Genomic DNA, 17,144 nt, shown 5'->3' on the forward strand with positions numbered 1-17,144 from the left:
ATTCTTAATTTTGCTACATACTTTCGTCAAGCAGTATTTTCCTTAAATGAAACTGAACAAAGGCGTCCATTGAATCTGGCCTTTTGGTATTTTCTGTATAATTCAAAGGCTTTATAATATATCCTGATATTCCAAGTTCTTCGGCTTCGCTCCTATCTCTTCCTTCTGAAGAAGTTGTCATGATGAATACTTTTAATTTTTTTAGTTTTTCATCTTCTCGAATGACTTTTAGAAACTCTATTCCGTTCATTCTTGGCATATTAATGTCTAGCAGAATAACATCTGGAACCAAACCGATACTTTCGTCTCTTAAAATGCGTAACGCTTCAATACCGTTATAAGCAGTATAAAGTGTGTATTCGCTTTCTATTTTTTTTAAAGACCTTTCGACACTAATAATGTCCAATTCATCGTCTTCTACCAATAATATTTTCGTTGCTTTCATAATTAGTTATTTCTCCATGTAAAAACAAATTCACTGCCTTTGCCTAATTCTGATTTTACAATAATTTTTTCATCCTGATCGTCAATAATTTTTTTGACAATTGCAAGTCCCACACCCGTGCTTTCTTGTTCGTCCTGTTCTCTGAGTGTCTGAAATATTTCGAATATTTTCTGATGATATTCAACTGCAATTCCGATTCCGTTGTCCTTTACCGAAAACTCATAATAGGAGCTTCTTTTTCTACAGCTTATTTCAATCATCGCATCTTCCTGAGGCGTATATTTTACCGCATTACTGATTAAATTAGCAAAAACCTGTTCTAGTTTAATCTGTTCCGTGTACAAATTAGGTAACTTTCCAATTTCCAATTTAAAATTTCTAGGAACAATAGAATCGGCTATTTCATGAACCAGTGCATTCGTATCGATATTTTCAGAAGGCACTTTTAGATTTAATCTGGCATAATCAAGCAAACCGTTGATCAAGGCTTCCATTCGTCTAGTCTTTTGCGGAATAATACTGAGATATCTTTTTAGATCCGGAGACAACTCTTCTTGATGATCTTCATGAATCCAGCTTACAACATTATGAATACCGCGTATAGGCGCCTTGAGATCATGCGAAACCACATACGCAAACTTGTTAAGTTCCTCATTACGATTTCTCAGCTCATGAATATTTTTATCGAGTTTACTCGACATCCCGTTTAACGAAACCGTCAGTGCGGTCAATTCGTCATTTCTGGTATCCTTTACTTTTGTGAAATTTCCTTTTGCGATATTTTCTGCCAGCTTTACCATTGAAGTAATTCTTCTGTTGATAATGAACATAATAAAAATAGTGCTTAAAACTCCAACTATAACAGTGAGCGTAAGAAAGATAAGAGAAAATGTCCGCGCATATTTTAACGAAGTAAGCAGCGTATCGGTATGATGTTTTCTTCGTCTGTATTCTATTTTGTCGAATCGGGAAAATTTATCAGAAATCTCATCATTGATTTTCTTTCCGACATGTTTTTTTAAGGAGTTTTCGAAAAGATTATCATACGCCCCAGGCTCTTCTTTTCTAGCTTTTATAATCTCCTCAGAATAAAGCACCCAGTTATTGTGAAGCAGGTTTATCGAGTCTAAAATAGAGCGCTGCATATTATTGCTGCCAATACGTCGCTGCTGTTCTTTTATAAGAAGCGGTACGTAATTAAGCCTTTTAAAATAAGAAGTCAGAAAAGTGCTGTCGCCTGTAAGCAGATAACCACGAAACGCGCTCTGCATCTCGATAATCGCTTTGTGAGTCTTATTTGAATTACGAATAATTTCTTCTGATCTGGCCAGAAATTTAGAATTACGGTGCACTTTGTTAGACAGCATATAATTGGTATATGAGTCGGCAACAGACAGCAAAATTATCAAAGTAAATGCTGCAAGTATTTGAGTAGATAATTTCATTTCCTTAAATTAAATATCCATTTCATAGTGCTTGACCTTATTTAAACAAAAAGAGTTTTTTTAAGATTTATGAATTCTAAACTAAGAATCTGGAACAAAAATGCTTAACCGGCAAAAGCATACCGGCTTAAGATTTTCTTTAAGTCACTAAAATTATTTGGTTTTGAAATAAAATCATGAGCTCCGTATGATTTGGCTTCACGAATTATATCATCCAGCTGAGAAGTCGAAAAAATGATTACTGGAATTTCTTTAAGGTTTTCTTCCTTTTTTATTTCTGTCAAAAATTCCAGTCCAGACATGATTGGCATATTCAAATCTAGAAAAATTACATCTGGCTGTATTTCTTTTTGTATCAACTTGCGGAGCGCTTCAACAGGATTGCAGATAGAAGTGTAGGTCGCGTTCGAAACCTCTTCCAATGCTTCCATAAACAGTTCACAATCATCAAAATCATCGTCAATCTGTAGTATGTTACTGTAAGTCATAGTCTTATTTTTTTATGTTTAGGTATATGTTTTTATGATTCAACTAGTTGTTGCAACCAATCCCTCTTTTAAAATAATCTTTTGACTTTAACAAGAAAACAGACTCACTTAAATTCTTCGTTTTTTATTACTCACTAAAATTCACATTTTCAATGAATATTCTACGGAAAGAATCTATATTTTTAAAAATAAATCGAATAGATTGTGTTAAAAGACACTACTAAAAGCCGCTTAACTAATACAGCAGTTTTAGAACATTCCTGCTGCAGTGCAGTAACAAATATTGTGTTTTGTTTTTCAAACTTCTTATATAATAATTAATAAAACTTACAAAATTCACATATGGATAATAGGAATTCTGAAACTTCACAAATTCAATTTTAGTTGAACTGCTTCAAAAAGAAAAAGGATGAGTGCATACCCATCCTTTTTGCGTTTAACCTATTAACCAACGTATTTAAAAATATAAAAAACTTTTCTAATCTGGATTTGCCAGAATTTTGTACAATCCTGCATTAGAGATATAGAATTGGTTCTCTATACTAATTTGCGACAATTTTGCACTAACGAGATTATTCTCTCGTGAATTGATGAGGAATATTGAACTTTCTCCAAATGAAAATAATTTTTCTTCAGAATTGAGCATCACCGTATAATCATTAACAAGCTCGTCAATTACTGATTTTTGCTTTTTTAATGAAGTTATTTCCGTCTGCTGGGCCTTGATTTTATTTTTCAGTTCCAGACGCTGTTGTCCGATATCGAATTTTAAATCCTGAATTTTAATTTTTGCCATTTTTAAGCTTCCACGTTCCTTTCTTAAAAAAATCGGAAAACTGAAATCGATATTAAACTTATAATCATCTGCATTGAAAGTGTCAAAATAAGACGGTTCAGAAATATAATTATAGCCCACATTGACTTTTGGAAGCAGTGCGTTTGCCTTAAGCTGTCGATTGACCTCAAGAATAGACAATTTGCTTTCTAAAGCCTGCATTTTAGGATGTGAATCTAAAGACTCCACATTTACCATCATGGCATCTGTTTTGAGCGTTTCTTCGACAGTCTGAACTAAATTTTGTTCTGGTCTTACAATATCATCAAGTTCAACTGGTACATTTTCAATCCATAAATAATTGGCTAGGTTAAGCTTTGCTTTTGCCAGTTTCAGATTAGCATTTTCTACATTAAGTTCTCTATTTCTTACCGTAATTTTGGCTTCAACACTATCAATAGCTGGTGAATCTCCTAATTCTATTAACTTTTTAACACCTTGAAAACGAGTACTTGCAAAGCCTAGATATCTTTTGTACAATTCGGCCTCATTGTAGCTTTTACGCCATTCAAAATAAGCTTCGCTGGCTTTGTACAAAACCTCGATGGCTCTAAGTTTACGTTCGGCATCACTCAATTTCAGTTGCAGTTTTCCTTCTCTCACATCGGCCATTCGCTGGTTTATAAACATGCCCTGTCCTAAAGCAACACTGATTCCTAGAGATGTCAATCCGGCATCTGGAGTACGGTTCTGCGGATTGTAATATTGTCCGTCTGTATCGTCAAATCCGGCTTTTATTTCTACTCCGTACCAAGTCGGGATTTTAAAACTGCTGTTTAGAATCGAATAATATTCTGTTCCTTTAAATTCTTTTTTATTGTAATCGACTTCAATTTTAGGATCAAATCCGCCACGGGCTGTCATCAGTTTAGCTTGAGCATTGCTAACCTCAAGATCAGCCTGTTTTACCAGCGGATGATATTTTTTGACATAACCAAGGAACTCGCTAAAGCTTAATTCTTCTTTATTGAAATCCTGACTATGCAATTGAAAAAAACCAAACAAGAATAAAAAAGAAAATATTTTTATACTGTTTCTCATTTTATTTTTTCTCCTTTCCTTTTGTTTCTTTTTCGCCTGAATTATAATAGTTTGGCGGAAAACCATTTAAATTTCGCCATATTTCATACCATACCGAAACGGTTTCCAACAATGCTATACTCTGTGCTCCTGCACCAATACTCAATTCTTTTGGCCATTTGTGATCTTTACCGTCTGGCGAAACCAGAATTCTATATTTTCCGTTAGCACTTATAAAGTTTTCTATAGCCACCACACGACCGCCAAACGTTCCGTAAGACAATCCAGGCCAACCAGAAAATACAATTCTCGGCCATCCGTCAAACCAAACACGGACTTTTGCACCACGATGTACTAGTGGCAAATCTATTGGATCTACATAGGTTTCTACAGCAATATCATAACTTGCCGGCATTATGCTGATAATCGGTGTCCCTTCTTTTATCGTTTCTCCGAGACCTGCCAACAAAGCACGGTTTACATAACCGCTCTGAGGCGCTGTAATATAATACAGACCGCTTCTAAGTCTGTAATTCGTATATTGGTTCTGAAGTTTATTTACCTGCGCTTCAGTATCATACTGTGTGCTTAATGCCGTAAACTTATCACTTCTTGATTTCGAAATTTTCTCAGAATATTCGGCTGTAATTCGGTTTACCTCAACTTTAGCATTAATCAGTTCGTTTTTACTGCTTAACAGTTTATTTTGCTGTGTAATAATATAAGCTTCAGATTCTTGAAGTTTTAATCTTTTCTGTTCTACATCTGTAAGCGGTTTCAAGCCTTCTTTGTTTAATGCTGTAGAACGATCAAATTGTGTCTTGGCAATTCGCAACTGCGTTTTAACAGCCTCAAGATCCATACTATCACTTTTTATCTTAAGGTGTGCCTGTTTGATTTTGTTTTGTGCCTGCTGTAGTTTTAACTCTCTTTCAGCATTTAAAGACTGTGCCTGAACGTCAAGAGAACTAACTTTGTCTCCATAAGATTCTAATGCCATCTTTTTTGCGTCTACCTGATCTTTAGTATTTCCAACTAAATTGGGATCCAGGTAATCTTCTTTTACCTCAGAAATAAAAAGAATTGTATCTCCTTTTTTTACATAATCTCCTTCCTGAACAAACCATTTCTCGATTCGTCCCGCAATGGCATTATGAACAGTTTGAGGTCTTTGGTCTGGTTTTAAAGTTGTTACAGAACCGCTTCCCGAAATATTTTGTGTCCAAGGCAGAAAAAGACAGGCAATACAAAAAATTAAAAATACAACAATTACTCTGTTTAAAATTTTATAGTGAGGTCTTCGGGCAACGCTCGTAATAGAAGCGTATTTCCCTGGAGTTATCAATACATGATTATCTTTTGATATATTGAGCATGATTATAGCTTTATGTCGTTAATAATTTTTCCATCGTCGATTGTAATCATACGACTGCATTTGTTCTTCCAGATATCGCTTTTAGAAGTTACAATTACGGTCCAGTCATTTTCTTCAGAAAGTAAAAAATCTACAATTTTACCAGAAGTCAATTCATCCATTTTATCAACTGGATCTTCGAGGAATAAAATATTAGGTTTGTGAACGATGCTTCTCGCCAGCAATATTTTCTGTACATCAGAAGCAGAAAGCTCACGGCCTCCCGGATGAATTTGATTTTCAAGTCCGTTCGGGAATGTTTTTATATAAGGTGTCAGGCAAACATTATCTAAAGCCCATTTCAAATCATCACTATTAAGTTCCTCATTTCCAAAAAGAATATTTTCTTTTATAGTACCTTCAAAAAGCGTATCACCCTGTAAAAAAGTACCTCCCTGAGCTCTATAGGCATCTTCGTCGAGGCGGTTCATAAAATTGTCTGTTACGTACATGGCACCGCTCTCAGGTTCAAGCAGACCAGAAAGCAAACGCAGTAAAGTACTTTTTCCTGCTCCGTTTGTTCCTCTCAACAATATTTTTTCGCCCTGAGCGATTTTCAGGTTAATATTCTTAAGCGATTTTTTATTGTGGTCAGGATAATTATAGGATATACTTTCTGTTTCAATAGTAATGCCGGTTTCGCTTACTTTTGAAGTCTGCGGAATACAAGATGTTTCCATATCTGTAACCTGACCTATTTTTTCTAATGAAGTCAAAACATCATAAAACGATTCTAGACCGAAAATAATTTTTTCTACCGAATTGATTAAAAGCACGATAACAATCTCAGCTGCAACAAACTGCCCGATGTTCATTTGATGGTGAATTACCAGAAAACCACCAATAGACAATAAGGCAGCGGTCACAATTACTTTAAAAATAGTCAGCTGAATATATTGTTTTTTCATTACCTGAAAGTGTTTTTCACGGTAATTTACATAATGACTTACATAACCGTCATTTCGTTCCAAGGCATAGTCAAAACCTCCTTTTTTACGAAAGCTTTCGCGATTGCGTGCAATTTCCTGAATCCAGGCTGCCACTTTATATTTAAATTTTGATTCATTAAGACTGGTTTCTAATCCGTCTTTATAAGAAAATTTAAAAATGATGTACAAAATCACGATAAACAAAAGTCCGATTACCATAAAGAAAGAATGATAAAGAACCAAAAGAATAATACCAAGACCTACTTGAAGAAAAGCAGTACAGAAATCCAATAAAAGCTTTGCTGTTCCTTTCTGGACCATCAGGGTATCAAAAAAACGATTTGCTTTTTCTGGAGCGTATTCCGAATACATTTCTTTAAATTTAATTAAAGGCATTCGGTAGGCAAATTCAAATGAAGAACGAACGAAGATTCGCTGCTGCAGATTCTCTACAATTCTAAGCTGCAAAATTGTAAGAATTCCTCCAAAACCAACTCCAATTGTCACTAAGAAAACCAGAACAATCCAGGAAACACTTAACTGTCCGCTTTGAATAAAATTAATAATAGCCTGAATTCCTAAAGGCAGTGAAAGATTTACCAACCCAGCAAAAGCAGCATAAAACACAATCTGGTATACGTCGCGCTTGTCTAGTGTAAGTAAATTATAAAAACGTTTTAATGGTGTCATGAATTTAGATATAAATACAGAATTATTAGATAGATAAATATACGGCAAAAACCGTATTCAGGATGTAAGAATTTCTTCCTATCCATCAAAAAACTATTTATATCAAACTTTGGGGAGGCGGTAAATGAATTTTACCATGAAAAGCAAAAGAAAAGATGGGATTATTGATGTAATTTTTCCCTTTTGCTTCTACTAGAAAGTATAAATTTGGCATTGAAGTATCTGAAGAAAGAAGATACTCCATTGACGGAATTCCTTTTGATAATTTTGCGGTTTTAGAATCTTTTGTTTTGTAATCATCCAATTCTTCGGGAATACCGTCGCATTTGAATATTTTTTTAAGAAAATTGCATGCCATGCCTTTAGCAGTGTGCTTTTCGGAGTTATCCGCCACAATACGCCCGACACTATTTGCAATATTTAAACTGCTGATTAAAAAATAGCCGACAAGAAGCACCTGAAGGAACTTGCATAAAAAGCTATTTTTAATCTTATTCAACATTTTTCTAAAAAATAAAAGTTATCTCTTCCAATTAAAGTTTTACCAAACCCATTTAAATCATTTTTCAAGATTTTGGTTTTATTTTGCCACCAAATTTATTTTTTAGTCTAAAAAATCAAACGAATTTCAATCAAAATCCCAGTGATTTAAGGCAGTTCTGCTCCATTTTCTGAGCGCGCAATTTAGAGTTAAATTTTTTTCGGTACATTAGAATAACATTAGAATTTGTTTAAATATAAAATCTTAACTTGTTATTAATAAATGAGTTCTGTTTTCAATCTAATATTGGGATTTTATTATTAAGAATAATTATAAAAAAAAGTCAGAAGAAATTTCCCTCTGACTTTTGTAAAACAAGTTTTGCAAGCTTGGCCATAATTAATTTGATTTTTCATTTCCCATTTGCATCATTCGTGAATAATCTTTCTGGTATTTTTCGGGATCTGAAGTAGCATACTCGTTTTCGGGTTCCGGAATAACATGAATTTTGGAATCACTTACTGATATAACTGCCGAGCAAACATAAATTCCGATTTTGCCTTCATTGTATTTAAAATCTAGCAGTGTGAGTTTTACGATGTCATCTATCGAAAGTTCATAATAATTTCCGTAACGGATGATCTTAAAATAAATCTGTCTGTTTTCGTGTATTTCAAACTGGTTGGTTTGGATATTCTCAAAAATGAAATTATTCTTAACATCTTTTTCGTTAAATCCCCAAGCTCTGAACTGCACAAATCCATTCACAAAATCAATCGAAATATAATAGCCTGTGCCTTCTTTATCACATTCTATCACAAAACCTGTTTTTCCTAGTCCTTCAACAGAAAAAGTACCTTCCCACACAAAATCTGATGAAGGTTTTTCGAAGGAATATATTTCGTAACCGCTTCTGCATCCAAATTGCCATTTATTTTCATTTTCAATCACAAATTCGGCAGTCGGATTTCCTAAAACAGGCAACGGATGCGGTAGGTCTTTTTGATGGATCGTCTTTTGATATAATTTTTCCCAATAATAATAACTTTTAAGCATCAATCTGCCGCTACGGTCGACATCAAGCTCTTTGGGAGGCGGAATTACGCGGTGAGTATTGACATTTCCATCGGCAAAATAAAAGTTATACACCAAAAAATGATCGTCATTTTTTACAACACGGGCAGCATAATTTCCTTGTGGCAAAAGTACATTATTATGAAAGGCGCAGTACTCGCCTCTAAATTCTGGTGATGACCAATACCGTACTTTTATATCTTCTCGAATAGAACCCAGAAGATAGTACGAGCCCTTTATCTCAATCACGCACGGACATTCTACATCGTCATACACATACGGAATATGAAGCGGTTTTTGCAAAACAAAACCTTCTTTTTCTCTTTTGGCAACTCCAACACAGCCTCGACGATAAATTGGTCCCGATGCGCTACGGGCACAGATGAGCAAATAATCATCTCCCTGGTACTGATATTTAAAAGGATCTCTAAAACTAATCCATTCACGAGGATTATTTGTGGGGCTTTCGTAATGCGGCGGTTCGCTTTTTATGGGCATACCGTACGAATTGTCTTTTGTCCAATGGATCAAATCTTTAGAAACCGCGCGCCCTACTTTTTGTTCTATACCTTTGTCCTGACGTTTGAGACCTGTATAATACATTTCATATCCTTTTCCTGTCGATTTTTTACTGACATGCATGGTCCACAACATATCATCATCCCATTCGCCGGGATCGCCAACAAAAAGAGCATTTTTTACTCTTTTCCAGGAAAGACCATCTTTTGATACTGCATGTGCAATATAATCGTGATTAGGAATAATGAGATGAAACAAATGATGAACACCATGCTCGTCTATAAAAACATCAACATCTCCTATTTCCCAATTACTGAATCCTGAACCTGAATACATATTTTACTTATTTAATGATTTTATAATGCTTTAATCCTTCTAAAATTCCCAAAGAAGCAGCAGTTTTTGCCACATAAATGGTTTTAGTTGTTTCGTAATCTGCTAATTCTGCACTTCGGTTTCCGACTATAATTCCTTTGATTGGCCCTCTGAACATGTCAATATCATTCCCAGAATCGCCTGCTGCAATTACATTACCCAGCGGAATTGCCCATTTTCGGCATAAAAATTTGATTGCATTTCCTTTTGAAGCTCTTTTAGGTATAAAATCCAAGAATTGTCCGTGACTCGGAATAATATTGATTTTGTACCATCCGTCGCCCAAAACTCTTACCAGCTCGTCGTGATCGTACTTTTCTTTTTCGTAGTAATACGATATTTTATAAGGGTTCTGAGCCTCATCTTCCTGTATTTTGATCCATTTTACTGCCGAAAGTTTTTGAACTATCTCGTCTCTTTTCCAGCGTCCGGCAAGGAATTTGGCCCAGCCTTTGTCTAGAATGTATTCTTTTCCGTTAGTATAATAAATTTCGGTCCCCACTGAACAAATTATAAAATCAGGCAAAGGAAATTTTTCTTCATCGATGATTTTCCTGACCAACGCCAGATTTCTGCCAGAAGCCATTGCAAAAGCCATTTTATCGGTTCGATTAATCAAATGTTTTTTCAACTCTATTAAGCCGGGATTATTTAGTTTAGGTTCAATCAAAGTACCGTCAATATCCGAAACGAGTAAGTTTTCTACCTTTCGCTTTAAGCGGTCAATATTGATATTGGCATAATGCTGTTTTTTGATTCCTGCACCAGAAGAAACAGATAAATTCTCTTTTACCAATTCTACATACTGATCTACGTGGCTCACCCAACTGTAATGTTTCTGAATGTTGATTGCTCCGTTATTAGAATAATATTTCCACTGATTTTCATCGGTAAGGATATTTAGAAGGGCTTTTTTGATTTGGTTTTCGTCTTGTGGATCAACGAGTTCTCCGTTTTGGCAGACCGGAATAATTTCTGCAGGCCCTCCGTTTTTGGTAACTACCACTGGAAGTCCCGAACTTGCCGATTCGATAACCGTAAGTCCGAAGTTTTCGTGGAGTGCGAGATTGACAAAAACGCCTCTTTTTTCTGCGGCATGACGGTAAATAATCGAAACTTCATTTTCAACATCATGTTTTTTTGGAATTGCCATTTTGCCGTACAAATCGTATTTATCCATCAACAATAACAAATCGGTCAGGACATTTTTTTCAGATTCTGGCATTTTCTGAATGTCTTTTCGAATTCCTGCAAAAATCACCAGATTGGCAATACTCTGCAATTCTTTGTCTTTGCCGTAAACTTCTATTAAGGTGTTCAGGTTTTTATGACGATCTGGTCTCGAAAGTGCCAGAATAAAAGGCTTGTGCGGATTGGTCAAAAATTTGGCTATTGTTTCTGAAACCCAGTATTTACGCTGTGTTTCTTCCATATTTTTATCTCCGTCTGATTCATGATAATAATACGGAACAAATTTTCGGGTATCTATTCCGGGAGAAATAGCGTGGTATTTTGCGAGTTCAAAATTTTTATACGCCTTATAGGTTTCAATTTCCTGCTCTGTAGAAGTTACGATAAATTCAGAAAGTTCTAAGGTTTTTTCTTCGGCGGCGATTCTGGCTTTAAATTTAAATTTCTTTTCCAGTTCTTCTTCATTCTGACCACTTTCTAGCAGTTTCTTCTTTTTATAAAAGCCAAGAGAATGTCCGGTATGCGCAAACGGAATATTGAGTACTGATGATAATTCGGCTGCGGCATATCCTGCATCGCCATAATGCGAATGAATCCAATCGGGATAAATATTATGTGCTTTGATGTGTTGCATTACACCGCTTACAAAAGTATCGAGACCTTCCCAAAGCTGTTCTTTCGGACGGTATTTTTTTCCTAGAAAAGGAATTCTTCTAATGTCTAATTTTTCATTGACAACCTCAATCGGAACCGCATATTCTGGCGATAATGAGCGGTCGTCTATTAATCTTGTGAATAAATGAACATGCTCGACATCTTCGTGCTGTGACAAAAATTCGGCTAGTTCGTAAATGTATTTTGTTTGTCCGCCGTTATCAGCATCCCGTCCGATTTCTAGACCAGATCCTTTTAAAAGACCGTGTATATTTATAAGTGAAATTCGTAATTTTTTCATCATTTGTTACTTCTAAGAAATTTTAAGTTACAAATTTCGACACATTTTAACGGTAGCTTTTACAAAAAAATAACAGTTTCATTACAACATTGACATGTTGAAAAACGTCACACTACTGTTAAAAAATCGCACTTGAAAACCAATAAATCCTAAAAAAATGATGATGCCCAACATTAAGACTTCTAAAAATGCTAAAGCCTTAAAATAGCATCTATCTTAAGGCTTTTTTGTTTTTTATGAAATCAAACGCTAAATCTACTATTTTTTGAAGTTTTTGATTCCGCTTTGGAGCCAATTATAATATTCTTCAACATTCGGATTATAAGCTGATGGAGTCGTTAGATTTGTACTTTTATGATTTACAATTACATAGAACGGCTGCGCGTTTGCTTTATACGTTTTAATTTGTAAATCGCTCCATTTGTTGCCAATGGTTTTAATTTTTTTTCCAGTTGTTTCAGAAATGTACTGTTCCTTTTCTGGCAGTTCTTTTTTATCATCTACATATAAAGAAATCAAAACAACATCATTATTTAAAACGCCCAAAACTTTAGGATCTGACCAAACAAGTTCTTCCATTCTTCGGCAATTCACGCAGGCATATCCTGTGAAATCCAGCAAAACTGGTTTTCCAACTTTTTTAGCGTACTCCATTCCTTTTTCATAATCGTGGAAAGTGGCAATATTCTGTGGTCCTTTCTCTGCACCTTCTGGCAGATTAATTTTTGAGTTTTCGCCCGAAATTTTCGAACCTCCAAACCCATCAGGAGATTCGCTGTACTGCGTAGAAGGAGCAAATCCGCTGATTAATTTTAATGGAGCGCCCCAAAGTCCAGGAATCAAGTAAATCGTAAAACTCAGAACAATCAAACCTAATCCTAATCTTCCAACAGAAATATGATTCAGAGGAGAATCATGCGGTAATGTGATTTTTCCAAATAAATAAAAAGCCAACATTCCGAAAACAGCTATCCAAATAGCAAGGAAAACTTCTCTTTCCAGCCAATGCAATTGTAAAACTAAATCGACGTTTGATAAAAATTTGAAAGCCAAAGCCAATTCTAAAAATCCTAAAACTACTTTTACCGTATTCAGCCATCCGCCAGATTTTGGCAGCGCATTTAACCAGCCTGGAAAAGCGGCAAATAATGAAAACGGTAATGCAATAGCAATTGAGAATCCTAGCATTCCGACAATTGGCGCAATTCCTCCTTTTGAAGCCGATTCAACTAATAAAGTCCCTACGATTGGTCCTGTGCAAGAAAAAGATACAATGGCTAAGGCCAAAGCCATAAAGAAAATTCCAATCATTCCTCCTCTATCTGCCTGTGAATCGACTTTGTTGGCCAAGGCATTTGGAAGCATAATTTCGAAAGCGCCTAAAAATGAAATAGCAAAAACTACTAATAAAATAAAGAAAATAAGATTGAACCAGACATTTGTAGAAAGTTCATTGAGCGAATCGGCACCGAAAATCGCTGTCACGATCGAACCCAGCAAAACATAAATAACGATTATCGAAAGACCATAAATTACAGCATTTCGTATTCCTGCAGCTTTGGTTTTGCTCTGTTTCGTAAAATAACTTACCGTCATCGGGATCATCGGGAAAACGCAAGGCGTCAGCAATGCTGCGAAGCCAGATAAAAAGGCTAAAACAAAAATACTTATCAATCCTTTAGATTCCTCTTTTTTAATTGGTTTTACCGAAACGGCTTCTGCTTTTTCAGGTTCTTTAACTTCCACCAAACCTGTTGTTGCTGTATCTTTGGCAGGTATTTTTTCTTCGGCGGAAGCCTGTTTCTTTATACTTTGAATTTTAAACGTTAATTCTTCAGTTGTCGGCGGTAAACAGTTACTGTCATCACAAACCATAAAATCTACTTCGGCTACAACATTCGAAACATCGTCTGAGACGAACTTGATTTTTTGCGTAAAAAGCGCCTTATCTTCAAAATATTTGATTTTCATATCGAAGATTTTATCGACAACTTCATGCCCTTTTTCTTCGGTAGTTTTTCCGATAAGTTCAAACTTTTTATTGTTGTTTTTGAAGGTAAAAGCAGTTCTTGAAGGACCGCCTTCTTCAATATATTGTCCGTACAAATGCCAGCCGGATTGTATCACGGCCTGCGCTTTTAAAATATATTCTTTATCTGAAACTTTTTCTACGGTTGTCGACCATTTTACCGGATTGTACATTTGTCCGAACATCGATACTGAGATAAGTAACAGAAATGTAAGTATCGTATTTTTCATTGTTTTTTGATTTGATTTTGGAAAAAAAGAGCTGTTGGCAAAAACAGCTCTTTTGGTCTTTCACAGAAAATGGCTTACTAATTCAGATTCTAAAATGAAACTAATGAAAGACTACTATTAAAATTTTAGATTTTAGATTGCAGATTTTAGATTTAGTCAAAGTTTGAAACTTTTACAAAATGGCGCTGTCAACTGCGACTAAACCTGAACACTATTTATCAAGCGAACCTGCTTTAATGATGATCATTTTGTCCAGTTGAATGTATTTCTTAATCGCATCGTTTACCTGTTGTAAAGTAGCTTTTTCGATATCTTTTGGATACTGATCGATGTAATTTGGCTCTAAACCTCTTTCGATAAAACTTAAAATCGTTCTTGCCATTCCGTTTGTAGTTGACATTCCGACTTTAAAACTTCCTATTAAGTTGGTTTTCTTGTTTTCAAGTTCTTCGGCTGTGATTCCGTTCTTTACCCATTTATCCACCTGAACCATCGTTGCGTCCAAACCTTTCTGGAATAAATTCGGATTGAAGGATGCATTTACATACCAATAACCGCCTGTTTCGATATTTCCTCCAATTCCAGATGAAATACTGTACGTTAAACCGTCAACATCACGAACAGTCTGCATTAAACGTCCTGCGAAACCGGCACCTAAAGTATAATTCCCAATATAAAACGGTATATAATCTGCATCGGCTCTTTTTAAACCTGTGAACTGTCCGATGAATAATTCGGCACTTGGTTTTTCTGGAATTACAACAATTTCTGTTTTTGCATTTGCTTTTGAAGCTTCTTCAAATTTCAGTTTTTCTGTAACGCCGCCATTCCAATTTTTGAATGATTTTTTTAAAGAAGCATTTAAGTTCGCTCCTTCTGTGTCGCCCACAATTACCAAACGCATTGAAGCTGTTCCGAAATATTTTTTATGAAAAGCTTTTACTTCATCCAAAGTCGCATTTTTGATATTAGTGATATTATCTTCAACGCTTAAGCTGTAATTTGGATTTCCTTTCGGATAAATTGCCTGCGATAAAGCAATGCTGCCTCTTTCGCCCGGATCATTCAAATCTTGTTGTGTATTTCCAATAAATTGCTGTTTCAGATTTTCGAATTCTTTAGCATCAAACAACGGATTTCTTAATTCTTCTGCCAATAAAGCAATTACTTGGTCTAAGTCTTTTTTCAAACATTTAAATCCGATATTTATTTTAAAAGTAGAAGCATTTACATTTAATGTTACCCCAAGTTTCTGTAGTTTTTCTGAAAACTTAAATTTGTCGTTAAGCGTTGTTCCTTTTGAAAGCATTGATGCTGTCAATGCTGGGATAACGTCATTTTTAGTTTCGCTTGCATAATTTCCTAACGAAATACTTGCTGCAACAGTTACGAAATCTTTTGCCGAAGTTTTTACCGAAACCACATCAATTCCAGAAACTTTTTCTCTTTTGAAAACAGAAGCCGATTTTTCGATTAAGTTTTCGACAGAAATCATTTCTTCTTCTTTATTTTTTAGTGAAGATGAAGCAGGCGTATTTTCTTCGTGAGCATGTTCATTTTCAGGATGTCTGTAATAAAACGGACCATTTTCTGGCATATAATTATTCGCTTTAGCTGTATTTTGATTTTGAGCACCGGCTTGCTTCGGAATAAAATATCCTGTTGTACTTTGGTCTTCCACCAAATATTTATTTGCCACACGCAAAACATCGGCTGGAGTAACTTTTTTCAATCGGTCAACTCCTGTAATGTAATCTGTCCAGTCGCCAGAAGCGATTGCTTCATTTAATGCCGATGCGATAACTCCAGAACCGTCGCGAGCTAAAATGGTCTGTGCACTGATTTTTGCCACAACACGGTTTACCTCATCTTGTGATACGCCTTCTTTCTGGATTTTAGCCACAACTTCGCTGATTTTAGCATCAATATCTTCATGTTTGGAAGCAACAGGAAAACCAACTCCAATGGTAAAAAGCCCAACTTCTTTAAAGTTTGTTGCGCTTGCATAAGAATAAATTCCCAAACGCGTATCGACAAAAGTTTTGTTTAAAATCGCTGAAGGCCCGCTGCCGATAATCTGCGCTAGAATATTCAGCGCTGGAAGATCTTCATGCAAAGCGCCCGGAATTTTATACGCTTTGTTTACAACACCTAATTCTCCCGGTTTTTTAACGGTAATCTTACGTGGTCCGTATTGCTGAGGCTCTTCCGTATAAGGTTGTGGCATTACGTTTGGCGCTTTTGTGATTTTGCCGAAATATTTTTCGATTAACGCAAAAACATTCTCTTTTCTAAAATCTCCAATTATGGTTAAAGTCGCATTATCAGGCCAGTAATATGTATTATAGAAATTCTTTAAAACCTCGATTGGAGCATTTTCGATATCCGATTTCCATCCAATTGTCGAATGATGATACGGATGCGCTACGTATGCCGAAGCCCATATTTCTTTATCCAATAAAGCATTCGGATTGTTTTCTCCACGCTCAAATTCGTTTCGGACAACAGTCATTTCGGCTTCTTTGTCTTCTTTTAATAATAAAGAATTACGCATTCTGTCGGCTTCGATCTGAATTGCCAGTTCGATTTTATCACTTGGCAACGTTTCAAAATAATTCGTACGATCGTACCAAGTTGTAGCGTTTAACTGCGCTCCTGTATTTTGTAAAACATCTGTAATTGTGTTTCCGTTTTTCTTGTTGAAAGTCGGAGTTCCTTTAAACATCAAATGTTCCAAAAGATGCGTCGATCCTGTATTTCCTAAAACTTCGTGTTTAGAACCTACGCGGTAAACGATTTGTACGGTTGCAACCGGCGAAGCATTGTCTTGCAAAAGCAGAATATTCATTCCGTTTGGTTGGTACAAATACTCTTCAATCCCACCTAACTCTTTTATTTTCTTAAAGTTAACCAAATTACTCTGCGCTGATAAAAGCGTACAGAAAGCCAATGAGCAATAGCCCATTAAAATGTATTTTTTCATTTTTTTGTTGATTTTTTATTGGAGTGCTCAGTGTTCAGTTT

Annotated in this window: 11 protein-coding genes; all 11 read right to left on the reverse strand. The window is 35.5% G+C overall.

Annotated features, from left to right (window positions below):
• Positions 1 to 13: 13 nt before the first annotated feature.
• Positions 14 to 445 (reverse strand): response regulator, encoded by a 432-nt coding sequence (locus tag ACFFLS_RS01890; RefSeq protein WP_379685462.1) that lies wholly within the window; start codon positions 443 to 445, stop codon positions 14 to 16.
• Positions 446 to 447: 2 nt separating this feature from the next.
• Complete coding sequence (locus ACFFLS_RS01895; RefSeq protein ID WP_379685461.1) at positions 448 to 1,890, reverse strand: ATP-binding protein; 1,443 nt, start codon at positions 1,888 to 1,890, stop codon at positions 448 to 450.
• A gap of 104 nt (positions 1,891 to 1,994) precedes the next feature.
• The gene (locus tag ACFFLS_RS01900) at positions 1,995 to 2,378 is read right to left on the reverse strand and encodes a response regulator (RefSeq protein WP_379685460.1); all 384 of its coding nucleotides are present in this window, start codon (positions 2,376 to 2,378) and stop codon (positions 1,995 to 1,997) included.
• Between the two features lie 478 nt (positions 2,379 to 2,856).
• On the reverse strand, positions 2,857 to 4,254 hold the full coding sequence (locus ACFFLS_RS01905) for a TolC family protein (RefSeq protein WP_379685459.1): 1,398 nt from the start codon (positions 4,252 to 4,254) through the stop codon (positions 2,857 to 2,859).
• A gap of 1 nt (position 4,255) precedes the next feature.
• Positions 4,256 to 5,608, reverse strand: coding sequence for an HlyD family secretion protein (locus ACFFLS_RS01910; RefSeq protein WP_379685458.1), 1,353 nt, complete (start codon positions 5,606 to 5,608; stop codon positions 4,256 to 4,258).
• Between the two features lie 2 nt (positions 5,609 to 5,610).
• Entirely contained in the window at positions 5,611 to 7,266 is a 1,656-nt protein-coding gene (locus ACFFLS_RS01915; RefSeq protein WP_379685457.1) for a peptidase domain-containing ABC transporter, read from the reverse strand.
• Between the two features lie 97 nt (positions 7,267 to 7,363).
• Positions 7,364 to 7,768, reverse strand: a complete 405-nt coding sequence (locus ACFFLS_RS01920) for a hypothetical protein (RefSeq protein ID WP_379685456.1) — start codon at positions 7,766 to 7,768, stop codon at positions 7,364 to 7,366.
• Positions 7,769 to 8,146: 378 nt separating this feature from the next.
• Positions 8,147 to 9,676 (reverse strand): glycoside hydrolase family protein, encoded by a 1,530-nt coding sequence (locus ACFFLS_RS01925; RefSeq protein ID WP_379685455.1) that lies wholly within the window; start codon positions 9,674 to 9,676, stop codon positions 8,147 to 8,149.
• A 7-nt stretch (positions 9,677 to 9,683) separates the two neighbouring features.
• Entirely contained in the window at positions 9,684 to 11,864 is a 2,181-nt protein-coding gene (locus ACFFLS_RS01930; protein ID WP_379685454.1) for an HAD-IIB family hydrolase, read from the reverse strand.
• A gap of 255 nt (positions 11,865 to 12,119) precedes the next feature.
• Positions 12,120 to 14,120 (reverse strand): protein-disulfide reductase DsbD family protein, encoded by a 2,001-nt coding sequence (locus tag ACFFLS_RS01935; protein ID WP_379685453.1) that lies wholly within the window; start codon positions 14,118 to 14,120, stop codon positions 12,120 to 12,122.
• A 211-nt stretch (positions 14,121 to 14,331) separates the two neighbouring features.
• Positions 14,332 to 17,103 (reverse strand): M16 family metallopeptidase, encoded by a 2,772-nt coding sequence (locus tag ACFFLS_RS01940; protein ID WP_379685452.1) that lies wholly within the window; start codon positions 17,101 to 17,103, stop codon positions 14,332 to 14,334.
• Positions 17,104 to 17,144: the final 41 nt, after the last annotated feature.

This window comes from Flavobacterium procerum, assembly GCF_042431625.1.
Lineage (GTDB): Bacteria > Bacteroidota > Bacteroidia > Flavobacteriales > Flavobacteriaceae > Flavobacterium > Flavobacterium procerum.